Raw genomic sequence first — 24,696 nt, 5'->3', positions numbered from 1 at the left:
AATTCCTTAATTACGCGAACGGGTGACGCAGCACGATGGTTTCTTCGCGATCCGGACCGGTCGAGACCATGTCCACCGGCACGCCGACCAGTTCTTCGATACGCTTGATGTAGTTGCGGGCGGCAACCGGCAGGGCTTCCATGGTCTTGGCGCCGACCGTGCTGTCTTTCCAGCCCGGCATTTCCTCGTACACCGGCACGCAGCGGGCGGCTTCTTCGGCGCCCGACGGGAAGATGTCGGTCGGCTCGCCGTCAATGGTGTAGCCGGTGCACAGCTTCAGGCTTTCCAGGCCGTCCAGCACATCCAGCTTGGTGATGCACATGCCGGTCACGCCGTTGATCTGGACCGAGCGGCGCAGCAGCGCGGCGTCGAACCAGCCGCAGCGGCGGGCACGGCCGGTCACGGTGCCGAACTCGTGGCCCACCTGCGCCAGGTGGTGGCCCACGCCGGCGTCGGTTGGCAGTTCCGAAGGGAACGGACCGGAGCCCACGCGGGTGGTGTAGGCCTTGGTGATGCCCATCACGTAGTGCAGCATGCTCGGGCCCACGCCAGCGCCGGCGGCGGCATTGCCGGCCACGCAGTTGGACGAGGTCACGAATGGGTAGGTGCCGTGGTCGACGTCCAGCAGCGAGCCCTGGGCGCCTTCGAACAGCAGGTTGGCGCCGGCCTTGTGCGCCTTGTACAGGGCGCTGGACACGTCGGTCACCATCGGGCGCAGGCGCGGCACATAGGCCAGCGCGTCGTCCAGGGTCTTCTGGTAATCGATCTTTGGTGCTTTCAGATAGTTTTCCAGCACGAAGTTATGGTAGTCCAGGTTTTCTTTCAGCTTTTCTGCGAAGCGGCCTTCGTTCAGCAGGTCGGCGATACGGATGGCGCGACGGGCCACCTTGTCTTCGTACGCAGGGCCGATGCCCTTGCCGGTGGTGCCGATCTTGGCGTCGCCGCGGGCGGCTTCACGCGCGTGGTCCAGCGCCGAGTGGTAAGGCAGGATCACCGGGGCGGCGTCCGACACTTTCAGACGCGAGGCCACTTCCACGCCCACGGCTTCCAGCTTGTCGATTTCGCGCAGCACGTCCGGCACCGACACCACCACACCGTTACCGATGTAGCAGGCCACGCCTGGACGCATGATGCCCGACGGGATTAGCTGCAGCGCAGTTTTCACGCCGCCGATGACCAGCGTGTGGCCGGCGTTGTGACCGCCCTGGAAGCGCACCACACCCTGGGCGTGGTCGGTCAGCCAGTCGACGATTTTGCCTTTACCTTCATCGCCCCACTGGGTACCGATGACGACGACGTTTTTTGCGTTTTTGTTTGACATCACATTAACCTAAGTTTTTAAGAATCCAGTTACTACCATTCTCTTCGAGCACCAGCGCGCGATCGCACTCGAACTCGTCCAGTTCGTGGCTGTGACCCGGCATACTCTGGATCACCACTTCGCCGGACTTGCGCAGCTCGGCGATTTTTTCCTTCAATTCCGGCGCATTGCCCCATGGCGCGCGGATCGAATGCTTGCGCTCCGCGGTCGGCAACAGGCGCGCCAGTTCGCGCAGGTCGAGCGAGAAACCGGTGGCGGGACGCGCCCGGCCAAAGGCCTCGCCTACGTGATCGTAACGGCCGCCGCGCGCCACCGCGTTCGGCAAGCCTGGTACATACAGCGCGAACATCGCGCCGCTTTCATACTGATAACCGCGCAGGTCGGCCAGATCGATCGCCACCTGGGCGCGGCCGAGGGCCGATGCCGCCAGCGCGGCCAGTTCGGCCAGCGCCTTGGCGATGCCCGGCAGTTCCGGCAGCACTGCGCGCGCTTTTGCCAGCACGTCGATATCGCCGTACAGCGACGGCAAGGCCAGCAGGGCCGCGCGCACCGCTGGTGCGTAATCTTTCGTCAACGCCTGCAGGTCCGGCACATCCTTGGCGCGCAGCGCAGCGTGGATTTTAGCCTGATCGCGCTGGGCCGCCGGGCATTGCTCCAGCAGCGCGCGCAGCACGCCGACGTGGGTCAGGTCCAGCCGCACTTCGGTGAAACCGGCCAGGGCCAGCGAGGCCAGCGCCAGTTCCTGGATTTCAGCGTCGGCTTCGAGGCCGGCGTGGCCGTACATCTCGCAGCCGATCTGCAGCGGCTCGCGGGTGGCGTGCAGGCCCGAAGGACGGGTGTGCAGCACGCTGCCGGCGTAGCACAGGCGCGTGACCGAGGCGCGGTTCAGCAGGTGGGCGTCGATGCGCGCCACTTGCGTGGTCATGTCCGGGCGCAGGCCCAGCATGCGGCCGGACAGCTGGTCCACCAGCTTGAAGGTGCGCAGGTCGGTGTCTTCGCCGGCGCCGGTCAGCAGCGACTCCAGATATTCCAGCAGCGGCGGCATCACCAGTTCGTAGCCGTACAGGCGGAAATTATCCAGCATCAGGCGACGCAACTCTTCAATCTTGCGTGCTTCCGACGGCAACACGTCGGCGATATTCTCGGGCAGCAGCCAATTAGGCATGGGACTATTTAATTAAGAAATGAACAATGCGGCGCGGAGGCCTCGGCCACCCAAGCGGAGGGCCGAACCTGATATTTTACGCGAAAACGCGTCTTTAGAGGGGAAAAAGATGCGATCGAGGTGCCTTGTGGGCACCTCGATGCGGGGTCCCTGCTTTACTTTTTGGCTGGCGCGGGTGCGGCGCCGCCGGTGCCGGAGCCTTTGAAGTATTTGAAGAAGTCCGAGCTGGAATCCATCACCATCACGTCGCCGTGGTTCTTGAAGGTGGCGCGATAGGCTTCCAGGCTGCGGTAGAACTTGTAGAACTCCGGATTGCGGCCAAACGCTTCGGCGTAGATGGCCGACGCCTTGGCGTCGCCTTCACCGCGAATCTGCTCGGCGTCGCGATAGGCTTCGGCCAGGATCACGGAACGCTGTCGGTCAGCATCGGCGCGGATCTTTTCAGATTCGGCCGAACCGGTCGAACGCAGCTCGTTGGCCACGCGCATCCGCTCGGCCTTCATGCGCTCATACACGGAGGTGTTGATCTGCTCCACGTATTCCACCCGCTTCAGGCGCACGTCGATGATCTCGACGCCGATCTGCGCGGCTTCCTGCACCACCTTGGTACGGATGCCTTCCATCACCTTGCCGCGCTGGCCGGAGATCACTTCCGCCACGGTGCGCTTGGTGATTTCCTCGTTCAGCGCCGCCTTGATGATCTGCGACATGCGGTCGCGCGCGCGGCCTTCGTCGCCGCCAAAGGTGACGTAGTACAGCTTGGGCTGGTTCTCGCCGCGGCCGATGCGCCACTTGACGAAGCTGTCCACCAGGATGTTCATCTTCTCGGCGGTGATAAAGCGCTCGGCATCCGGCGACTCGATGGTCATGATGCGGTTATCCAGGAACAGCACATTCTGGAACGGCGGCGGCAGTTTGAAATGCAGCCCCGGCTCGCGGATGACTTCCTTGATCTGGCCCAGCGCGAACACGATCGCGTACTTGCGCTGGTCGACCACGAACACGGTCGACGACAGCAGCATCAGGGCGATGAAACCCAGGACGACGGTACTGGCTATGCGATTCATTAACGGCTCTCCCGGTCACGTAAGGATTCACGCGAGCGCGAGTCGCGCGTGCGGTTCACTTCCACCGACGGCATCAGCTCCGACGGCAGCGTGGTGTTGGCGGACGGCGCCGACGATTGCGCCTGGGCGGCGCGCGCGGCGGCGGCCTGCGCATCGGTGGCTGCCGCTTGCGCGATCAGCTTGTCCAGCGGCAGGTACAGCAGGTTGCTGCCGGTCTTGGCGTCCACCATCACCTTGGAGGCGCTGGAGAAGATCTGCTGCATGGTTTCCAGGTACATGCGGTCGCGCGTGACGGCCGGCGCCTTCTGGTACTCGACCAGCACCTGCTTGAAGCGCGAGGCGTTACCGGTGGCGTTTTCCACCACCATCGAGCGATAGCCCTCGGCCTCCTGCAGCAGGCGCGATGCGGTACCGCGCGCTTTCGGAATCACGTCGTTGGCGTAGGCCTGACCTTCGTTCTTCTGGCGTTCGCGGTCCTGCCCTGCCTTCACCGCGTCGTCAAAGGCGATCTGCACCTGCTCCGGCGGCTGCACCGCCTGCAGGGTGACGCTGGAGACCAGCACGCCCGAGGCGTAACGGTCGAGGATCTGCTGCATCAGCTGCTGGGTTTCGAAAGCCACCTTGTCGCGGCCCTCGTACAGCACGAAGTCCATCTTGTTCTTGCCGACGATTTCACGGATCGAGGTTTCCGCCACCTGACGCACGGTATCCTCCTCGTCGCGGTTATTCATCAGCCACGCCACCGGGTCTTTCAGCTTGAACTGCACGGCGAACTGGATGTCGATGATGTTTTCATCATCGGTCAGCATCAGCGATTCGCGCGCCTGCTTGTTCTTGATATTGCCGCGGTAGCCGATTTCCACCATGCGCATCTGCGATACCTTGACCGTTTCGTCGCTCTGGAACGGATACGGCCAGCGCCAGTTGAAACCGGAGCCGGTGGTATGGCTGACTTTACCGAAGGTGTAGACCACGCCGGTCTGGCCTTCCTGCACGATGAACGAGCCGCTGGCCAGCCAGATCAGCGCCACCACCGCGCCGATGGCGCCGGCCGTGGCACGCACGCCGCCGCTCATGTCAGGGCGGTTGCCGCCGCTGCCATCGCCGCCGCCATTGTTGTCACCGTTGTTATTGTTGGGACGCTTTTGCCCGAACAAGCCGTTGAGGCGCTGATTGAAGTCGCGCCACAGCTGTTCCATGTCGGGTGGCCCTTCGCCGGGCTTTTTGCCTTCATTGGCTTGCGGCTTGTTGTCCTTCCCCCAGCGAGGGTCGTTCAGCGACAGCTTCAGGCCAAGTCGTTTCATAAGTGAGGAGACACGCATTAGTGTGATCCAACGTGAGTGAGGGTGGGACTGCTCTCTACTTCTTCTAATTCTTCTTCGGTCTCATACGGCTGCTGCAGGCGCGCGCCCGGCGCGGCCTTGGCCCATTCAGTGATGGCGTCGCGCAGCAGGTCCAGTCCCTGCCCCGTGCGCGCACTGAGGAAGACCCTGGAAATCTTATCATATTCATCTCGTTCAACCGAAGGTTCAAGGCCGGCGGCGTCGATCTTATTCCACACCAGAATCTGCGGGATGTGATCGGCGCCGATTTCCTGCAGCACCAGGTTGACCTGCTCGATCTGCTCCATGCGCACCGGCGACGCCGCGTCCACCACATGCAGCAGCAGATCGGCGTGGATGGTCTCTTCCAGGGTGGCGCGGAACGCCGCCACCAGCTGGTGCGGCAGCTCGCGCACGAAACCAACCGTGTCGGACAAGACCACGTGGCCGACTTCCTCGTTCATGTAGACCCGGCGCGAAGTCGTGTCCAGCGTGGCGAACAGCTGGTCGGCCGCATACACGCCGGCCTTGGTCACCGCGTTGAACAGGGTCGATTTGCCGGCATTGGTGTAGCCCACCAGCGAGATGGAGAAGGTCTGGGTACGGTTGCGCGAACGGCGCTGGGTTTCATGCTGCTTGCGCAGCTTGGCCAGGCGCGAACGCAGCATCTTGACGCGCTCACCGATCAACCGGCGGTCGGTCTCCAGCTGGGTTTCACCAGGACCGCGCAAGCCGATACCGCCCTTCTGACGCTCAAGGTGGGTCCAGCCGCGGATCAGGCGCGTGGCCAGATGCTGCAACTGGGCCAGCTCGACCTGCAGCTTGCCCTCGTGGCTCTTGGCCCGTTGCGCGAAGATGTCGAGTATCAGGCTGGTACGGTCCAGCACCCGGATATTCAGGCGCTTTTCCAGATTGCGCTGCTGCGCCGGCGACAAGGCGTGGTTGAAGATGACGATTTCGATGCGCTCGGCCAGCACGGCCTGGCCGATTTCGTCAGCCTTGCCGCTGCCGACGAAATAAGCCGCATCCGGGGAGGAACGCTTTGCCGTGATCGTCGTCACCGGATCTGCTCCGGCGGAACGGGCCAGCAGTTGCAGTTCCTCCATGCTGGCGGCAAAGTCGCCCTTGCCGAAATCGATACCGACTAGAACTGCACGCATACGACGGTCAGGCCAGGTAAAAAGAAGCGATGCTGCAAATGCTTATTCCGCTTCGTTTTCAATATTGAGGTTGACGGCGCGCGCCGGTACCACGGTCGAGATGGCGTGCTTGTAGACCATCTGGGTCACGGTGTTACGCAGCAGTACGACGTATTGATCGAACGATTCGATATGGCCCTGCAGCTTGATGCCGTTGACCAGGTAGATCGAAACAGGAACGTGCTCTTTGCGCAAGGCATTGAGGAATGGGTCTTGTAACAGTTGCCCTTTGTTGCTCATAACAGCTCCATTTTATGTTGTTGTGTTGGAAGTGGAGGCGAAACGCTTGATTTCAAGTACGTGGCTCAGCAAAAAGTCTAACTAAAGTCAAACATTTTTCGCTGAAACACCGCTCGCCACGCCAAAAGTGGTGCTTCTAAGCCACTGTACCTTGTTTTTGCTTTTTTTGCAGGGAGTTCCTGTAAAAAAATCGACTATTTTTCCGAAGATTTTGCGAATGGATTTTTACCGGTGCGCAGTTCGATGCGCAGCGGCGTGCCGACCAGGTTGAACGTCTCGCGGAAATGCTTCTCCAGATAGCGTTTATACGGCTCGCTGATAGCATCCAGCGCATTGCCGTGGATGACGATCACCGGCGGATTCATCCCGCCCTGGTGGGCGTAACGCATCTTCGGACGGATCGAGCCCTTGCGCTTCGGCTCCTGCTTTTCCACCGCCTCGATCAGCGCGCGGGTCAGCTTCGGCGTGGACAGGTCGGCAAAGGCGGCGGCGTAGGCCGAGTCCAGGGATTTCATCAGCGGACCAATGCCCTGCGCCTTCAGTGCCGAGATGAAGTGCATCTTGGCGAAGCCGAGGAAGTCCAGCTTGCGGTCGATGTCGATCTTGATCTCGTCGCGCTGCCACGATTCCAGGCCGTCCCACTTGTTGACGGCGATCACCAGCGCGCGGCCGGTTTCCAGCACGAAGCCGGCGATATGGGCATCCTGCTCGGAGATGTCCTGCTGCGCATCCAGCATCAGCACCACCACATTGGCTTCCGAGATCGATTGCAGCGTCTTCACCACCGAGAACTTCTCGATCGCTTCAAACACCTTGCCGCGGCGGCGGATGCCGGCGGTGTCGATCAGGGTGTACTTCTTGCCGTCGCGCTCAAACGGAATCTCGATCGAGTCGCGCGTGGTGCCCGGCATGTCGAAGGCGATCACGCGCTCCTCGCCCACCAGGGTGTTGATCAGGGTCGACTTGCCGACGTTGGGACGGCCGACCAGCGCAATCTTGACGCCGCGGTCCGACTTCTCCAGCTCTTCAGGATCTTCCGGACGCTGCTCGAAGGCGGTGTCCAGCGCCAGCTCCACCAGATCGGCCACGCCGTCGCCGTGTGCCGACGAAATGACAGCCGGTTCGCCCAGTCCCAGTTCATAGAAGTCCGCCACCACCGCGGTGTAGCGCATGCCTTCCGCCTTGTTCACGACCAGAATCACCGGACGGCCGCTCTTGCGCAGGAAGTCGGTGATGGTCTTGTCGTGCGGCGTCAGGCCCTGGCGGCCGTCGACCAGGAAGATGACCACGTCAGCTTCGGCCACGGCTTGCTTGGTCTGCTTTGCCATCTGGTGGAGGATGCCTTCCTTGGCCACCGGCTCAAAGCCGCCGGTGTCAATGACCAGGAAGGGACGTTCGCCGACACGGCCCTCGCCATAGTGACGATCGCGCGTCAACCCAGGCAAGTCCGCCACCAGCGCATCGCGCGAGCGGGTCAGACGATTGAACAAGGTCGATTTCCCAACGTTGGGTCGACCCACTAATGCGATTACCGGCTTCATTTTATTATTCGACCGCGAGAGCGGTCACAGTCCCTGATTGGGTTTGGAAAATCAAATTCGTGCCGGCGATGACCGGGTCAGCCTGGATAGGGCTGCCGTCCGTCGCCACACGACCTATAAACGAACCATCTTCCCGCGACAGGAAGTGGATATAACCCTGATAGTCGCCGACTGCCACCGCGCGGCCATACGACACGGGGGTCGACAGCACACGGTACGACAGCTTGTCGTTCTTCCAGGCGTTGGCGCCGTTTTCACGGCTGTAGGCGCCAACTTCGCCTTTGTCGTCAGAGACGAATACAAAACGCTGGTCCACCGCCACGCCCTTGTCGGACGATGTCGGTTTGCTCCAGTGCGGCGCGCCAGTGGTGGCGTCGAAGCAGGCCACACGGCCCTGGTACGACACGGCGCAGACATCTTTTTCAAACATCACCGGGGTGCCGGCGATGTCGGTCACGCGTTCCAGCTCGGTAGCGCCGCGCGGCTCGCCCACCACCACTTCAAAGCGCTGCAGGCCGCCGGCCACATTCAGCGCCAGCAGCTTGCCGCCCGGCTGGGCGATGTAGGCATTCTGGCCGTTGATCACCATGCCCGGCGCATTGCGCAGGGTCAGGGCTGGCGTGGTGCGTGCCACATTCCATTTCTTGGCGCCGGTCTTGGCGTCGTAACCGGTGATCATGTTGTCGACACTGCGCACCACCACCACGCCGCTGCCGGCTTCCGGCGACGACAGCACTTCGCTCGACGCCTGGGCTTTCCACAGCTGCTTGCCGTTGGTGTCGTAGGCCAGGATCTGGCCTTTGACGCCGCCGACCACCACCACTTCACCATCGCTGCCCACACCGGCCGTCAGGTCGGTGCCGGTCTTGATGCGCCAGACTTCCTTGCCGTTGGCGGCGTTCAGGCGCACCAGCGTGCCATCGGCATCGGCCACGTAGATGCTGTCGCCGGCAACGGCAGGCGTGAACACCGCGTTGCCAGCCTTACCTACCGAGTACTTCCACACCACCTGCGGCGTGAGCGACGGGTTCTTCAACTCCACCAGCGGCGCCGGCAGGTTCTTGGTTTCCTTGGACGAGAACAAGGAGCAACCAGCCAACATCGCAAACACGCTTGCTGCAACTACTTTTTCGGTAATACGCATAGTCTCAAACCTTGGTGCTTGAATGGTTAGGCGGTGCCGCCGACGGCTTCCAGTTTCATCTGAATCAGCTGACGGCCGGGATTTTTCTTGTCGGTGGCGTCCAGCGCGGCCTTGTAGGCGGCGCGGGCTTCGGTCACTTTATTTTGCGCGGCCAGGATGTCGCCCTTGCGGTCAGCCACGGCGCCAACGAATTGCGCAGGCACGTCGCCGGCCAGCACTTTCAGCGCTTCGTCGTAGGCTTTTTCGTCCAGCAGCACGCCGGCCAGGCGCACCTTGGCCACCGCCTTGAATTCATCGGCGCCATGCTCGGCCGCCCATTGCAGCTGGGCCTTGGCCGATTTCAGGTCGTTGGCGTCGAACGCGCTTTTGGCGGCCACCAGCGCGGCCATCGGCGCGTAGGCGGTGCTGCCGAATTGCGATTCCATGTCGGCGGCGGCGCGCAGCACCTTGGCGTTGTCCTTGGCTTCCACGGCCGCCTGCAGTTCGCTGTACAGCGCCGAGGCCTTGCCGGCCTGGTCGCGCTGGTAGTAGTTCCAGCCGTTCCAGCCGGAGTAAGCCGCGAGGCCGGCGATCAGCACCCAGGTCGTCACGTTGCCGTACTTGTCCCACCATGCTTTGAGGGATGCTATCTGTTCTTGTTCTTCAAGATCGTATGCCATGGTATTCGTCTGCCGTTATCGTTAATGGAATTAGTGGTTGCAGTGCTCGTCGTGCACGTGGTGGTGGTGATCATCGCCGTCGGTGATCTGATCGACCACGAAGTCTACTACCTGGTCGAACGGCACCGTGGTTTGCTGCTGTTCGCCTTCCGCCGCGCGCATCGCCTTGACTGCGGCGGTGTTGTTGTTCACTTCATCTTCACCGATGATGACGGCGAAGGCCGCACCTGCGCCATCCGCCTTCTTCATCTGCGATTTGAAGCTGCCGGCGCCGGCCGCGGTGGAGCCGTGCATGATCACGTCCAGGCCGGCGTCGCGCAGGCGTTCGCCCAGCACGAAGGCTTGCAACTGCGCCGCTTCGCCCTGGTGCACCAGATACACGTCGCACTGGTTAGGCATGTCCGGCTCGCCGGCTTCCTTCATCAGTTCCAGCAGGCGCTCGATGCCCATGGCGAAACCGACGGCGGGCGTCGGCTTGCCGCCGAACGAGGCGATCAGCGGATCGTAACGGCCGCCGGCGCACACCGTGCCTTGCGAACCCAGGGCATCGGTCACCCATTCGAACACGGTGCGGTTGTAGTAATCCAGGCCGCGCACCAGACGGGTGTTGATCACGTACTGGATGTTGTTGTGGTCGAGGATCTTGCGCACGCCGTTGAAGTGGGCCAGCGATTCCTCGCCCAGGTAGTCCATCAGCTTCGGCGCGGCGTTGACCAGGTCCTGCATGGCCGGGTTCTTGGTGTCCAGGATGCGCAGCGGGTTGCTGTGCAGGCGGCGCTTGGCTTCCGCGTCCAGGATGTCTTCGTGCTTTTCCAGATAGGCGATCAGGTCGACGCGGTGGCGCGCGCGCTCTTCGGCGTCGCCAATCGAGTTGATCTCCAGGCGGATCTCCGGCAGGCCAAGATCATCCCACAGGCGGCGGCACATCATGATCAGTTCCGCGTCCACGTCAGGACCGCTGAAGCCGACGGCTTCGCAGCCGAACTGGTAGAACTGGCGATAGCGGCCGCGCTGCGGACGCTCGTGACGGAACATCGGGCCGGTATACCACAGGCGCTTCGGACCTTCGTAGACCAGATTGTGTTCGATGACAGCGCGCACCGCGCCAGCGGTGCCTTCCGGGCGCAGGGTCAGCTGGTCGCCGTTCATCGAGTCTTCAAACGAGTACATCTCTTTTTCGACGATGTCGGTGACGGCGCCGATGGCGCGCTTGAACAGCGCCGTATCTTCCACGATCGGCGTGCGGATCTGCTGAAACCCATAGCTCTGCACCACCGACTGCGCGGTGTTTTCGAACAGCTGCCACAGGTGCGAGTCCTGCGGCAGGATGTCGTTCATGCCTTTGACGGCGACGATTTTTTCTTGTTTAGACATGGTTGCTGTAATTCTTCTTCACGTAATTCAGTACGATTTCCTGGAACTCTTCCACGATGCGCTCACCGCGCAGAGTCGCTACTTTGGCGCCGTCCACGAACACTGGCGCGGCCGGCGATTCGCCAGTGCCCGGCAGGCTGATGCCGATGTTGGCGTGCTTGGATTCGCCCGGGCCATTGACGATGCAGCCCATCACGGCCACGTTCATCGCCTCCACGCCCGGATACAGCTTTTTCCATTCCGGCATCTGGTCGCGCAGGAAGGTCTGGATGTTGTCGGCCAGTTCCTGGAAAGTGGTCGAGGTGGTACGGCCGCAGCCCGGGCACGCGATCACCATCGGGGTGAATTTGCGCAGGCCCATGGTCTGCAGGATCTCCTGCCCCACCACCACTTCCTTGGTGCGGTCGCCGCCCGGTTCCGGCGTCAGCGAAATGCGGATGGTGTCGCCGATGCCTTCCTGCAGCAGCACCGACAGCGCGGCGGTCGAGGCGACGATGCCCTTGCTGCCCATGCCCGCCTCAGTCAGGCCCAGATGCAGCGGATAGTCGCAGCGCTTGCCCAGTTCGCGGTACACGGCGATCAGGTCCTGCACGCCCGAGACTTTGCACGACAGGATAATCTTGTCGCGGCCCAGACCCAGTTCCTCCGCGCGCTGCGCGTTTTCGATGGCCGAGGTAATCAGCGCTTCATACATCACCTGCTGCGCGGTCCATGGATTTTCACGCACGGCGTTTTCGTCCATGATGCGCGCCAGCAGGGCCTGATCCAGGCTGCCCCAGTTGACGCCGATGCGCACCGGCTTGTCGTAGCGCGCGGCCACTTCAATCATCTGCGCAAACTGCGTGTCGCGCTTGGCGCCCTTGCCGACGTTGCCGGGGTTGATGCGGTACTTCGACAGCGCCTTGGCGCACTCCGGATAATCTTGCAGCAGCGTGTGGCCGTTATAGTGGAAGTCACCCACCAGCGGCACGTCGATCTCCATCTTGTCCAGCTGTTCGCGGATGTACGGCACCGCTTCGGCGGCCTCCGGACGGTCCACGGTCAGGCGCACCAGCTCCGACCCGGCACGCGCCAGGTCACGGATCTGGATGGCGGTTTCGATCGCGTTGGCGGTGTCGGTGTTGGTCATCGACTGCACCACCACCGGGGCGTCGCCGCCCACCCAGATCTTGCGCTCGCCGTGCGAGATCAACACGCGGCGGCTGGCGCGGCGGTCGGTTGGTCCCGATGGAATAGCAGTTTGCGTCATGGTCGTTCTACTCTGTTCTTACTTGATGTTCACTCGCGAAATCGTCCCGCCCGGGATCAGCGGCAGCGGCAGCGGCGCGCCGCCCAGCGTGGCTTCCACGCCGGCCGGCTTGCCGATGATGAGCAGCGCCGGGTCCTTGATGTCAAAGGTCTCGGTGCTGCCGGCTTTCACCACGCGCGAGATCAGCGAGGTGGTGCCAGGGCGGCGAATTTCGACCCACGAATCTTCCGTCACTTTCAGCACCAGCTGGTGGCCAGTGCCGGCAGCCGCCGGCGCTGCCGCAGCAGGCGTCGGCGCAGCAGCGGCAGCGGCAGGCGCCGCTGCAACCGGTGCGGCAGCTGGCGCAGTGGCCGCAGGCGCCGGCGCTGGCGTTGCCGCCGCAGGGGCCGGCGTCGCGGCCGGGGCATCGGCCGGCGGCGCCACGGCGGCCGATGCCGGCGCCGCGGCCTGCTCGCCCTGTGGCGGCACCGAAATCAGCGGCACGTTAGGCTGCTGCAGCGTGGTCGCCTCCTGGCCCGGCTTGACCAGCGTGGTGTCTATCGCCGGCGTTTCCGCCGTCTTCACTTCTTCCTTGCGCTCAAACAGCGAGGCCGGAATCAAACCGCTCTGGTAAGCGTAAGCGCCGGCCGCGCCCACCACCACCACCGCCGCCAGGCCAATCAGCCACCCGGCCGGCGCCGACGACGAACGGCCCGTCATCGACGGGAAGCGCGACTCCGAGAACGACGCCGCCAGATCCTTGCGCGGCGCCACCACGACCTCGGGGCTGGTCGGCTGCGCTGCTTCGATCATCGCGACCAGGGGGGCCGCATCCATCTTCAATACCTTGGCGTAGGCGCGCACAAAGCCGCGCGTCACCGCCATATTCGGCAGCGCGGCGTAATCACCGGCTTCCAATGCCTTCACCTGGCGGACCGCCAGCTTCAGTTGGTCTGCAATCTGTTCCACCGTCCAGCCCATCGCTTCACGCTGGGCCGCCAGCAATGCTCCGGGCGTAGCCTTGCCAGTGTTGCCCTGCTCCTGCGGCGGTTCTGCCCACTCAGAATTCATTGGTACCCCTGTTTCACTCATCAAACGCCCCACGTTGATAAGCAGCATACTCGGCCGACCCGGGGTGGTGGCGGCGCAATTGCGTCCCCCAACCAGCTTCCGCGTCCTTGTCGCCCAGCTTATGCTGCACCTTAATCGCGAGCCACAGCACATCGGCCGTCAGGCTCTCCATCTTTGCCACCTTGTTCAAACGGGTGATGAAGAAATTGGCGCGCACATAATCGCCTTTTTCAAAATACACCCTGGCCAGATTGGCGTTGGTGGCCGGCAGGTCGGGCGTCAACTGCAAGGCTTGCAGCAGATAACGCTCCGCGCTGGCGTAATCCTTGATCTTCAATGCGCAGGAACCGGCGTTGTTCGCGGCACTGGCCGGCGAACGGTAACTCCGGTTGCCCAGGGCCGCATCAAACAGCGGCAGCGCCTCCTTCACACGGCCTTGCTGGCACAGGAAGGAGCCGTAATTGTTGGCCAGGTCCGGACTGTTCGGCGCCAGCTTGCGGGCGCGCACGAAGTTGTCTTCGGCCAGCGCGGTCTCGCCCATTTGCTGGTAAATCAGGCCGCGCATGCCGTAGCCGTCGGCGTAGTTCGGATCGGCCGCCAGCGCCAGCTTGACCTCGTCCAGCGCCACCGCATACTGGCCCTGCTCGAAGTAGCCGATCGCCAGCTGCATGCGGATATCCACCTTGCGCTGGATGGCGGTCTGGTCAGAGGCGGTGGTCAGCTCGGCCTTGCCGCTGTTGCCCGGCTGGGTGCCCGACGAGGCGCAACCGGCCAGCGCCCCTGCCACGCCAAGCGCGACGAGACTGAGCCGGCTACGCTGCGCCAGGAAGGTCATCAGGAACGGATCTCCACGATCTTGCCGAAGTTGGCGCCGAACTTGTTCTGGTACTCGGCCATTTTTTCCATGCGCTGCTGGACCTTGGTGCGGTCCTGCACTTCGCCGGCCAGCTGGCCGCAGGCGGCGTCGATATCGTCGCCCCGGGTCTTGCGGATGGTGGTGACGATGCCGGCATCCAGCAGGACTTGCGCGAAGGCCTTGATGCGGGGGTTCTTCGAACGCAGCAGACCCGATTCCGGGAAGGGGTTGAAAGGAATCAGGTTGAATTTGCAGTTCACGCCAAACTCGGGGTGCTGCACCAGCGCCACCAGTTCGCGCGCGTGTTCGTCGGAGTCGTTGACGCCGTCGAGCATGCAGTACTCGAAGGTGATGAAGTCGCGCGGCGCAAATTCCAGGTAGCGCTTGCAGGCGGCCATCAGCTCCTTGAGCGGGTATTTCTTGTTCAGCGGGATCAGGCCGTTGCGCAGCTCGTCGTTGGAGGCGTGCAGCGACACCGCCAGCGCCACCGGCACTTCCTGCGCCAGCTTGTCGATCATCGGCACCACGCCCGAGGTGGACAGGGTCACGCGGCGGCGCGACAGGCCGTAGGCGTTATCGTCCAACATCATCTTCAGCGCGGTGGCGGTCGGATCGAAGTTGAGCAGCGGCTCGCCCATGCCCATCATCACCACGTTGGTGATCTGGCGCTCGCCTTTCGGGCCGGGTTCGATGCCCTTGGTGCGGCGCAGTTCAAATTCGGCCATCCACAGCTGGCCGATGATTTCGCCCACGGTCAGGTTGCGGCTGAAGCCTTGCTTGCCGGTCGAGCAGAAACGGCAGTTGACGGCGCAACCGGCCTGGGTCGAGATGCACAGCGTGCCGCGCGTTTCTTCCGGGATGTACACGGTTTCCACGGCATTGCCATTGCCGACGTCGACCAGCCACTTGCGGGTGCCGTCGGACGAGGTATGGTCGCTGATGATCTGCGGCGCCACGATCTGGGCGCGGGTTTTCAGTTTATCGCGCAGCGACTTGGCCAGATCGGTCATGCTGTCGAAGTCCGACGCACCGAATTGGTGGATCCAGCGTTGCAGTTGCTTGGCGCGGAACGGTTTCTCTCCCAACTCGGCGCAGTAGGCGATGAGTTGCGCGGGATCGAAATCCAGCAAGTTGGTCAGAGGAGCGTTCATAGTGTGGTTCAAAACAGTACTAATCATTTATCCCGTTTCCGCACCGCAGCGCGGAAACGGAATCCTTACAAATTACTTACCGAAGAAGTAAGCGATTTCAACAGCAGCGGCTTCAACAGCGTCCGAGCCGTGAACAGCGTTGGCGTCGATCGAGTCAGCGAAGTCGGCGCGGATGGTGCCCTTGTCGGCTTTCTTAGGGTCGGTTGCGCCCATCAGTTCGCGGTTTTTCAGGACGGCGTTTTCGCCTTCCAGAACTTGAATCATGACTGGACCCGAAACCATGAAGTCCACCAGGTCTTTGAAGAAGCCGCGCTCTTTGTGAGCAGCGTAGAAGCCTTCGGCGTCAGCGCGCGACAGTTGCTTCATTTGAGCGGCAACGATCTTCAGGCCAGCTTCTTCGAAGCGGGTGTAGATTTTGCCGATCACGTTTTTTGCAACTGCGTCTGGTTTGATGATCGACAGGGTGCGTTCGATTGCCATTTGAAAAACTCCAATAAAAAGAAAGGTTTAAAACAATAATTGATAATCCAATCAACCTTTGATTTTACCATAGAACACCTCATATTCTGAAAAGCGCAGGCACGAAGACAGTTTAAGTCCGGATTAAGTGCATTTTTGACATGTTTTTGGATATTCCGGGCGCGGCGTGCTATGCTTTTGGCAAGCGGTAAACTTTTACTCTGTACTGGAGGCTCTATGATCAACATGCAAAAAACCTACGATCTGGCGGAAAACCGCCGATTGGTGCAGCACAACGTGCTGCGCAACACCTACTGGCTGCTGGCCCTGTCGATGGTTCCGACCGTATTCGGCGCGGCGCTCGGCGTGTCCCTGCACCTGCCGTTGGGCGGTGGTTTGATGGCATTGCTGTTCCTGGCAGTGGCCTTCGGCTTCATCTGGGGTATCGAGAAGAACAAGGATTCCGGCGTGGGCGTGGCCCTGCTGCTGGGCTTCACCTTCTTCATGGGCCTGATGCTGACGCCGCTGCTGTCGCGCATCCTGGGCTTCGCCAATGGCGGCTTCCTGATCATGACCGCGTTTGGCGGTACGGCAGCGGTGTTTGCAACGCTGGCGTCGATCGCCACCGTGTCCAAGCGTGACTTCTCGGGCATGGGCACCTGGCTGTTCGCCGGCGTGATCATTCTGCTGCTGGCGTCGGTTGCCAACGTCTTCCTGCACATCCCGGCGCTGGCGATCGTGATCTCGGTGGTGGCAATTGCCATCTTCTCGGCCTACATCCTGTATGACGTGCAGCAGATCGTCAACGGCGGCGAGACCAACTACATCCGCGCCACCCTGGCCCTGTACCTGGACGTGTACAACATCTTCACCAGCCTGCTGCACCTGCTGGGCATCTTTGGCGGCGACCGCGACTAAGCGTCCCCTGCCCCGCTCAAAAGCCGGCCCCGTGCCGGCTTTTTTATTGCGCGTTGGCGCCGCGCACCTGGAAGTGGGTGGTGGCGATGGGCCTGGCGTTGGCGTCGATCAGGGCCAGTTGGTGCTGGCCGGGCGTGGGGCGCCAGGCGTAGTCGGTGCTGGCCTGGCCGAGCGGCTCGCCGTCCAGTTGCCAGCGCAGGCCGTGGCCGCCCTGGGCAAGGAAAAACACGCGCTGGGTGGCGTCCGGAATGTCGGGGTCGAGAGCGAGGATGCTGGCGTCGCCCGGATACAGGATCTTCGGCGCGCGGTGCTCGTCACGCACCAGGGCGATCACCGGGCTTTCGGTGCCGGCGATGAACCATTCACTGCGCGCCGATTCCAACTCGGGCTGGTAGACCACCTGCTGGCGCACCACGCCCGCTGGCGGCCTGGGCGCGCGGCTGGGCTGGCCGCGGTGCAGGTAGTCCATCACGTCGCGCCACACGGGCGCGGCGCCGGTGACGCCGGAGACATCCCACATCGGCTGGCCGTTGAAATTGCCAACCCAGACCCCGACCGTGTATTTGTCCGAATAGCCGATGCACCAGTTGTCGCGCATGTCCTTGCTGGTGCCGGTTTTGACGGCGGCCCAGAAGGTGGTGGCCAGTTCGTTCTTCAGGCCGAAAGTCAGGCTGCGCGCCGCGCGGTCGGCCAGGATATCGCTGACGATGAAGCTGGCGCGCGGGTCCAGCACGCGGCGCGCAGCCCCGGCACCGCGCGGCACCAGCGTCGCCGGGCTGTACACGCCGCCATTCGCCAGTGCGCGGTAGGCATTGCTCAATTCCAGCAGCGATACCTCGGCGGAGCCCAGCGCCAGCGCGTAGCCGTAGTATTCGGCCGGCTGCGTCAGGCTGCTGAGGCCCACGTCGCGCAGGCGCTCATGGAAGCGTTCCATCCCCGTCATCATCAGCGTGCGCACCGCCGGCACGTTGAGCGAGCTGGCAAGGCTGGTGCGGGCGCTGACGTAACCCTTGTAACCCTTGTCGTAGTTCTGCGGCGCGTACAAGCCAGACGGCGTCGAGACGTCAATGGCCGAGTCGTCCATCAGCGAAGCCGCCGTGATCTGCCTGCGCTCCAGCGCCAGCTCATATAGAAACGGCTTGAGCGTGGACCCGGCCTGGCGCAGCGCCGCCACGCCATCCACCTCGGCGCCGCCGGCGTTGCCGACGTAGGCCAGAATCTCGCCGCTGGCGTTATCCAGCACCACCACCGCGCCATCGTTCACATTGCGGCCGTTCAGCGCGGCCAGCTGCTGGCGCAGCACCGTCTGCGCGTGACGCTGCAGACCCGCGTCCAGCGTGCTGCGCACCGCCTGCCCGCTGCGTGTCAGCAGTTGCTGCGCCACCTGCGGCGCCGGCGGCAAATTCACCGCCAGCTGCGGGCGGCTCCAGGCAATGATGATACGCAGCTGTATCTCGCTGCACGTTGAAGGCAAACGCAATTCACCCGCCAGCGCACAAGCCCGTTGCGATACGATCTTCTGTCCCGCCGCCGGTCCGCGCAACAAGCTGGCCAGGATCACCGATTCGCTCAGATCCAGTCCGGAAGGGGCTTTACCGAACATGCTGCGCGCCGCTGCACCCACGCCTTGCAGCTCGCCGCGGTACGACACCATGTTCAGATACGCTTCCATGATCTGCTGCTTCGACCACTCCGCATCCAGTTCGCGCGCTGCCTTCACCTGGTCCCACTTCTGCGACCAGTTGCGCCCCTTGGCCGCTGGCTGCAAGGCCGGATCGAGCAAGGCCGCCAGTTGCATGGTGATGGTCGACGCGCCGCGCGGACGCGCGCGGAACAGGTTGTCCCAAGCCGCCTTGGCGGCCGCGCTCCAGTCGACGCCATTGTGTTCGTAAAAGCGCTGGTCTTCCGCCTGCAGCACCGCCGCCGGCAGCGCGGGCGAGATATCGCCTAACGCCACCCACGGCAAACGCCGCACCGCCATGTCGATGCGCAGTGATTGAACCGCCTGGCCATGCCGGTCCAGCAGCTCCGCGTCCGACGAGCGATACGCCGTGCGCACCTCGTCAAAGGTGGGCACGGCGTGGGCTGCGGTGCCGGCCAGCGCCAGCACCATGGCGGAGACGATCAGTTTCATTTCACATTCATGGCTGCGTTAGGTGCGGCGCCATACATCTCAGGACTGTACATGGCCTCCACCCGGGTGGGCGGCAGGTTGAACTGCCCCGGATTATTCAAGCGCACAGTGTACTCCACGCTCCACTTGCCTTTCGGGACAAAGGCGTAGAACGCGCGATAGCCTTCAAACGTGCGCTCCTGGAACGCCGGATACGCCCAGCCGGCAGCACGCTCGCCGCCGGCGGAAATCGCAGAATCGCCACCCAGGCCCGAACCCAGCACGGTGGCGCTGGCCGGAATTGGATCGTCCACCACCACCCAGGTCATGTCCGACTGCGCTTCCAGATCCAGATGCACGCGGTAGGTATCGCCACGAGACCACGCGCCTTTGGTTTTCTGCTCCAGTGGCGTGATGGTTTTGACGATCTTGTAGCCGCTCGACAGCTGGGTCTTGAGCGGCACTGCCGACAGGGTCTGTACCGTGGCCCACGGCTTGCCGGTGCCGGCATGTTCCAGTTCCAGCTGGCCGCTGCCGCCGCGCGGCCAGGGCAGCAAAGCAGTGCCGCCGGCCGGCTCGCCGCCAAAGGCAATGCTCTTGCTGGCATTGGCCAGCGTGGCGCCGGCGGTGCCGGTCACCTTTTCGCTTTCGAACAGGCGCGAGAACTTGTCCATACCGAGCACGCCCCAGGCGTTGGCGACAGTGGTGCCCCAGCGGCCTTTCTTCTGCCGCCCCAGCACACCCCGTGCGAGGCGGCCAATATCATCCTTCCACGCCGGATTGTCGGCCATGACCAGCAGCAGGCGGTTGGCGTTGCTGTCGGCCGAGGACATCAGCCACCACCAGTCATCGGTGCGTTCGGTGGAGAAGGTCATGGTCGTGCCCTGCAAGTTGAGGCGCGAGCGCAGGATCTGGTCCGCCTCCTTCAGACGCTGCGCACGCTGCGGCAGCTTGGGCGAGCGTTGCAGGATCTGATACCAGTCGATGACGGCGGACGTCGGCCACAGGTTCGGCTGCACGGTGAACGATTCCAGCTCGCTGGCGTTGACCGGCCTGGCGCGCGACAAAGCCTCCAGCGCGGCGATCTTGCGCACTGCCAGATCGGCCGTCGGCAACGACGAGTAGCGCACCACTTTACCCTGCACGAAGGCCAGCAGTGCGGATTCCATCCGGCCTTTCAGCGCTTCCGGAATCTCGTAGCCGGCTTCGTTGGCGGCTGACAGCACGTAGGCCGTCAGCGTGTCGCTGCCCTCGTGCATCGACGAGAAGTATTTGACCAGACCATCGGCGTCCAGATAGGTCGGCAGCTTGTCCACCGCCGCGTGCCACATGGCTTCATCATGCAGCGCAATTGAGCGCGATGTCATCTGCTCAAAGCAGCGATATGGATATTGCAGCATGTAGTCGCGCACGCCCGGCAGTTCGCCGCCCAGCCTGGGGCTGAACTGCACTTGCACGCCGCCGCGCCCCGGCACCGCGTCGCCAGGGAGGCTGACTGCCATGCTTTGCTTGCGCTCCAGCTGCAGCAAGGTGGCCTGCATGACGGTGACCGGCACCGCCGGCACGATTTTCTGCGTGATCCTGATGCGATCAGCCGATGCCGGGCCGCCGCCCTCCACCGCCGCGCTCACATCCCAGGCCAGCGTGGCTGCGGACGCCGGCACCTGCACGTCCCAACTCACTTCGCGCGCCTGCCCCGGCTCCAGCGCGACCGTTTGCGGCGCCAACGGCTTGCCACCGACACCCGCCCCCGCCGCGCTGGCAATGCCGCCCCGGCTGCCGCTGCCGCTGCCGCTGCCGCTGCCGCCGCCGCTACCACTGCCACTGGCGCTGGTATTGGCGCTGCCGTTGCCGCCCGGGTTGACGCGCAGCGTCGCTTTGACGGCGGCGTCGGTCGTGTTCCTCAGCGTGAAGATGGCGCGGAAGCGGTCGCCCTCGCGCACCAGCGACGGCAGGCCGGAAAGCAGGATCAGCTCCTGCGAGCTGCGCACCTCGGTGCGGCCGGTGCCGAACAGGTCGGCCTCGGCGCTGGCCACCGCCACAATCCGGAACGCCGTCAGCGAATCGTTAATCGGCACCTGCACCGTGGCCTGGCCGTTGGCATCCAGCGTGACCCGCGCCTTCCAGAACAGCAGCGTGTCGAACAACTCGCGTCCCGCGCCCTTGCCGCCGCCACCGCCGGCCGGCACGGCCTTGCGGCCGAAGTGGCGCTTGCCCACCACCTGCATCTGCGCAGTGGCCGTGGTGACCTGCAGATTACGCTGCTCCATCATGGCTTCCAGCAGATTCCAGCTGGTGTTCGGCATCAGCTCCAGCAGGCCGACATCGACCGCCGCCAGCGCGACTTCCGCACCGGCCGGCGGCGCCGAGCCGTCCGGGCGTGTGACCTTCACTGACACGGTGGCCTTGTCACGCACCTTGTAGACATCCTTATCGGCCTTCACCTGCACCTTGAGTTCATTGGCCGACCAGCCCACCCGCAGCGGCGCGATGCCCAGCTTGTAGGCTGGCTTGCCCAGATCGACCAGCGCGGTCGGCTGCACGCCGTTCACGCGGCCACGCACGACCAGCGCGGAGACGTAGACGTTCGGCGCGTACTGCTTTTTCACCGGGATCGAGAACACCGGTTCGCTGCCGCTGAGCGGACGCACGTAGGTATCGATCACGCCCTCGCGCTCCACCGTAATCAGCGCGGTCGCTTCGCGGAACGGCATGCGCACCTGGAAGCTGGCGGTGTCGCCCGGCTCGTAGCGTTTTTTTTCCGGCAGCAGGTCGATGCGATCGTTGTCGGTGGCGGCAAACCACCAGTCGGCGCCATCGGCCACCCAGGTCTCGCGATTGGTGACAGCGACGCGCTGCTGCGCATCCTGTGTTTTCGCGCGCAGGATCAGATTACCCGATGCCGGCGCCTTGATCTGGCAGATCAGCAGGCCTTTGCTGTCGCTCTTGCCTTCGCAGGCCGCGCCCAGCGCTTTCACTTCGCTGCTGTTTTCGTACGCATAGAAGCCGCCGATCAGACGGCGACGATGCGAATAGGATTGCCGCTGAAAGATATCCACTGCCACCGGCGCATCGGTGACCGGTTTGCCTTGCAGGTCCAGCACCGCCACCGTGAACTTGAGCGCATCCTTGCTGGCCACCCAGCCGTCCGGCTGGATACCGATCACGTAACTGGACGGCCACAAAGGAATACGGGTGGCGGCGGACAGCGTTTCACCGTTGGCGTCCTGATAGCTCATCTCGGCCATGACCTCATGCGGCGTTTGCACGGCCGGCAGCTGATCCAGCGTGATGCGCGCACCGCCGGCCTTGTCCAGCGTCAGGCTGCGTGTCCTGACTGCACCGGGGCCGCTCGCCGCGTCCTCCTCGCCTTCAAACATGCCTTCGTCATCATCAAAGCTGCCGCCGCGCTGCTCGACGCCGACCTTGACGTCGCCGGTGCTGAAGCTGAAGTCTGCGTAGTCTTCAAAGCTGATGCTCTTGCTCTGCACCACGCTGCGCAACTGTACCGGCGCGTCGCCCGCGCCGCCGCCTGACAGGTAGCTCAACTGGACATCCAGATCCACCGATGACGCCTGCACTGCCGGCACTTTCGGCCCTTGCAGCAGCGCTTTCATGGTCGGCACGCGGAACTGCTCGACGCGGAAGCGGCCCGACCCGCGCCCGCCGATCATCAGCTGATACCAACCCTGCCTGGCGTCGGCCGGAATCGGCCAGGTGTTTTCGGCCGAGCCGTTGGCGCTCCATTTAAGCGGCAATTCATACTGCTGGCCGCTGCCTTCGTGGATGATGAACATGCTGGCCGGCTGCTCTTTGGTCGCGCGCGCCAGCCCCTGCTCCACATGGCGGCGCAGGAAGTGCTTCATGTGCACCGTCTCGCCGGCGCGCAGCAGCGTGCGATCGAACACCGTGGAGGCGATCACGTTATCGGCGCCGTAGTAACCGGTCGGCAGATTGAAGCGCCAGGTTTCAATGCCGCGATCCCAGTCGGACAGCGTGAACGTCATATCGCCGCCCAGCCGCGCGCTGATGAAGAAACGTTGATCTTCCTTCTGCACCAGTTCCTGACGAATGTGCGCCAGGCCGCCGCTGTCGGTCATGCCCTGCCACAGCAGCTTGCCGTGATAATCCCGCACCGCCACCTGCGCCTGCGCCACCGGCTGGCCCTTGTCCAGCGACGTCACCCACACCAGCGACGATTCGGCGCCGTGCTTGAAGTGCGCCACCATGTTGGTGACCAGCGCGGCGCTGCTGACATACGCCGGCCCTTTGCCCAGCGCCAGCCCCGCACCCAGCTTGGGACTCGCCAGCTCCACCACGTAGAAACCCGGCTTGCGCAGCGGGATGCCCACCACTTCAAATGCCTTGCCGCCGCCCGGCTTGGGCATGGTGAAGCGTTCGACCTTGCCGGCCTTGGCGTCCAGCAGCGGCCTGGCCATCTTGTCCGCGTGGAGTTCCTGTGGCTCCCAGCTGTAGCTGCTGCCCATGCGCTTCAGCCATGCGATGACTTGCTGGTCCTGCTGATCCAGCGCTGCGCCCTCATTGACGCGCAGCGCGGCGCCATCGACCTTGGTGCCGGCCAGCGCCGCCTCCACATTGCGCACGGTGACCGGCAGCAGCTTGTCGCCCTTGGCTTCGATGATGCCAAAGCGCGCCGGGAACTTGACCAGCGGCGGCTGGGCGTCGGTGCGGATCGCCATCGGGAAGCGCGCCTGATTGACCAGCGACCGGCCGGCATCGTCCTTCACGCCAGCCGGCAGCGATACGGTCAGCCTGGCGCTTTCCGGGAACGGCCCTTTGAAGGTCAGCCACTCCAGATACTCGTTTTTCTCCTCGTCCTTATTCAACTGCGGTTTAAAGACTTTGCCGCCCGGCCCCGTGATCCTGACCGCCAGCGCGTCCGCGCGCTTGACCGGCGCGCTGAATTGCACGCGCATCGGCAGGAACGGCACGCAGCCGGCATCGGCGTTCAGTCTGTCGCAGCTGAAGCGCGCCGTAAAGTCGGGACGTGTTTTGTAAGACAGCGTCTGATCCTCTTTGGTGGCGATGCCGCTGTCAGCCTCGATGCCGGCGCCCCACACCAGCGACACCTGCGTCGCCGGCGGCAGGCTGCGCTTGCACTGCAAAACCGCCAGCGGCAAGCGCTCCAGCTTTTTGTTCCTGACCGCCGTGGTGGCGCGCCACACCACGCCGCGCGCCTTGAAGTACAGGGACAGATACCGTTCGGTGAAGGACTTGCGCAGATCAAGCACCTGCTGCCGTTCCGTCCCCTGCAGCACGCGCACGCCGATACGTTCATTGATCCCGTCGGCGCGACACCAGGCATGTGCTGCCACGGCATCATCGCTGGCAGGGGCATCGAGACCTAGTACGAAAATCTGCTGCTCGTCGATGTAGCTGGCGCCCTCGCGCGGCGCGGCTTCCACGATCGCGGGGCCGCCGGTATCAAAGCTGAACTGGCGCGTGCCGTTCAGCGGCTTGCCGCTCAAATCCTTGAGGTCGTCCTTGAGCGTGAAGCGGCACGCCACGCCGGCCGGCAGGTCGCGCACGAAATCGTAGCTCCAGTTCTGTCCATCGATCCAGCGGCCCTTGCCCTCTTCCGGACAGTCAATGTTGAACGGATCGCCCAGCCGCATATCGCCCAGCGGAACCATCTGCCCGCTGAAGCGCGCGGCCACCTGGCGCACGCCCTTGACGGTGCCCGATGGCGAAAACGAAGTGATGGAAGTGTCGGCCAGAACGGCCAGCGGCAGGCTGCAGAAAGCAGCCATCGCGATGAGGCGGGACAGAAGGCGCATGCCAACTCCAGGCGCTGATGATGATCAGCTCAGTGTTGCGCACGCCTCCTGCAAAGTCAATAACATTAGA

General features: G+C 63.5%; 18 protein-coding genes. 1 reads left to right on the top strand and 17 read right to left on the bottom strand.

Going from position 1 to position 24,696, the window contains the following annotated elements; all coding sequences use genetic code 11:
• Positions 1-10 precede the first annotated feature (10 nt).
• The 15 genes from ABDW57_RS22975 to ndk form a co-directional block, all read right to left on the bottom strand.
• Positions 11-1,321, bottom strand: a complete 1,311-nt coding sequence (locus ABDW57_RS22975) for an adenylosuccinate synthase (protein ID WP_343732471.1) — start codon at positions 1,319-1,321, stop codon at positions 11-13.
• Positions 1,322-1,325: 4 nt separating this feature from the next.
• Positions 1,326-2,486 (bottom strand): ATP phosphoribosyltransferase regulatory subunit, encoded by a 1,161-nt coding sequence (locus ABDW57_RS22970; RefSeq protein WP_343732470.1) that lies wholly within the window; start codon positions 2,484-2,486, stop codon positions 1,326-1,328.
• Positions 2,487-2,641: 155 nt separating this feature from the next.
• The gene (gene hflC, locus ABDW57_RS22965; RefSeq protein WP_343732469.1) at positions 2,642-3,553 is read right to left on the bottom strand and encodes a protease modulator HflC; all 912 of its coding nucleotides are present in this window, start codon (positions 3,551-3,553) and stop codon (positions 2,642-2,644) included.
• Complete coding sequence (hflK, locus tag ABDW57_RS22960) at positions 3,553-4,857, bottom strand: FtsH protease activity modulator HflK (RefSeq protein WP_343732468.1); 1,305 nt, start codon at positions 4,855-4,857, stop codon at positions 3,553-3,555. Before hflK ends, hflC begins: the two co-directional genes overlap by 1 nt.
• A 17-nt stretch (positions 4,858-4,874) precedes the next feature.
• A complete protein-coding gene (gene hflX, locus ABDW57_RS22955; protein ID WP_343732467.1) occupies positions 4,875-6,035 on the bottom strand; it encodes a GTPase HflX in 1,161 nt (386 codons plus the stop codon).
• A gap of 42 nt (positions 6,036-6,077) precedes the next feature.
• Positions 6,078-6,314 carry an RNA chaperone Hfq gene (hfq, locus tag ABDW57_RS22950; RefSeq protein ID WP_072780809.1) on the bottom strand — a complete coding sequence of 79 codons (237 nt, stop codon included), beginning with the start codon at positions 6,312-6,314 and terminating at the stop codon, positions 6,078-6,080.
• A gap of 194 nt (positions 6,315-6,508) precedes the next feature.
• Positions 6,509-7,855: a ribosome biogenesis GTPase Der gene (gene der / locus ABDW57_RS22945; RefSeq protein WP_343732466.1), complete on the bottom strand. Its 1,347-nt coding sequence runs from the start codon at positions 7,853-7,855 to the stop codon at positions 6,509-6,511.
• Positions 7,856-7,859: 4 nt separating this feature from the next.
• On the bottom strand, positions 7,860-8,999 hold the full coding sequence (gene bamB, locus ABDW57_RS22940; RefSeq protein ID WP_343732465.1) for an outer membrane protein assembly factor BamB: 1,140 nt from the start codon (positions 8,997-8,999) through the stop codon (positions 7,860-7,862).
• Positions 9,000-9,025: 26 nt separating this feature from the next.
• Positions 9,026-9,658, bottom strand: coding sequence for a tetratricopeptide repeat protein (locus ABDW57_RS22935; protein ID WP_343732464.1), 633 nt, complete (start codon positions 9,656-9,658; stop codon positions 9,026-9,028).
• Between the two features lie 30 nt (positions 9,659-9,688).
• Entirely contained in the window at positions 9,689-11,032 is a 1,344-nt protein-coding gene (hisS, locus tag ABDW57_RS22930; protein ID WP_343732463.1) for a histidine--tRNA ligase, read from the bottom strand.
• Positions 11,025-12,281: a flavodoxin-dependent (E)-4-hydroxy-3-methylbut-2-enyl-diphosphate synthase gene (ispG, locus tag ABDW57_RS22925; protein ID WP_343732462.1), complete on the bottom strand. Its 1,257-nt coding sequence runs from the start codon at positions 12,279-12,281 to the stop codon at positions 11,025-11,027. Before ispG ends, hisS begins: the two co-directional genes overlap by 8 nt.
• Positions 12,282-12,299: 18 nt before the next feature.
• Positions 12,300-13,331, bottom strand: coding sequence for a helix-turn-helix domain-containing protein (locus ABDW57_RS22920; protein ID WP_343732461.1), 1,032 nt, complete (start codon positions 13,329-13,331; stop codon positions 12,300-12,302).
• A gap of 13 nt (positions 13,332-13,344) precedes the next feature.
• Positions 13,345-14,166 (bottom strand): type IV pilus biogenesis/stability protein PilW, encoded by an 822-nt coding sequence (pilW, locus tag ABDW57_RS22915; protein ID WP_343732460.1) that lies wholly within the window; start codon positions 14,164-14,166, stop codon positions 13,345-13,347.
• A complete protein-coding gene (gene rlmN, locus ABDW57_RS22910; RefSeq protein WP_343732459.1) occupies positions 14,166-15,338 on the bottom strand; it encodes a 23S rRNA (adenine(2503)-C(2))-methyltransferase RlmN in 1,173 nt (390 codons plus the stop codon). The genes pilW and rlmN overlap by 1 nt, the downstream gene beginning before the upstream one ends.
• 72 nt (positions 15,339-15,410) lie before the next feature.
• Positions 15,411-15,818 (bottom strand): nucleoside-diphosphate kinase, encoded by a 408-nt coding sequence (gene ndk, locus ABDW57_RS22905; protein WP_343732458.1) that lies wholly within the window; start codon positions 15,816-15,818, stop codon positions 15,411-15,413.
• A 216-nt stretch (positions 15,819-16,034) separates the two neighbouring features.
• On the opposite strand from ndk, the gene ABDW57_RS22900 reads away from it, so the two are divergent.
• Positions 16,035-16,715, top strand: coding sequence for a Bax inhibitor-1/YccA family protein (locus ABDW57_RS22900; protein WP_343732457.1), 681 nt, complete (start codon positions 16,035-16,037; stop codon positions 16,713-16,715).
• Between the two features lie 43 nt (positions 16,716-16,758).
• Here ABDW57_RS22900 and pbpC read toward each other — a convergent pair whose 3' ends face one another.
• Both pbpC and ABDW57_RS22890 read right to left on the bottom strand, forming a co-directional pair.
• Entirely contained in the window at positions 16,759-18,849 is a 2,091-nt protein-coding gene (gene pbpC, locus ABDW57_RS22895; protein ID WP_343732456.1) for a penicillin-binding protein 1C, read from the bottom strand.
• Positions 18,846-24,626, bottom strand: coding sequence for an MG2 domain-containing protein (locus ABDW57_RS22890; protein ID WP_343732455.1), 5,781 nt, complete (start codon positions 24,624-24,626; stop codon positions 18,846-18,848). Before ABDW57_RS22890 ends, pbpC begins: the two co-directional genes overlap by 4 nt.
• Between the last annotated feature and the right edge of the window lie 70 nt (positions 24,627-24,696).

It is taken from the genome of Duganella sp. (genome assembly GCF_039595735.1).
Taxonomy (GTDB): Bacteria; Pseudomonadota; Gammaproteobacteria; order Burkholderiales; family Burkholderiaceae_D; genus Rugamonas.
This window is presented reverse-complemented; position numbering and strand designations above follow the sequence as displayed.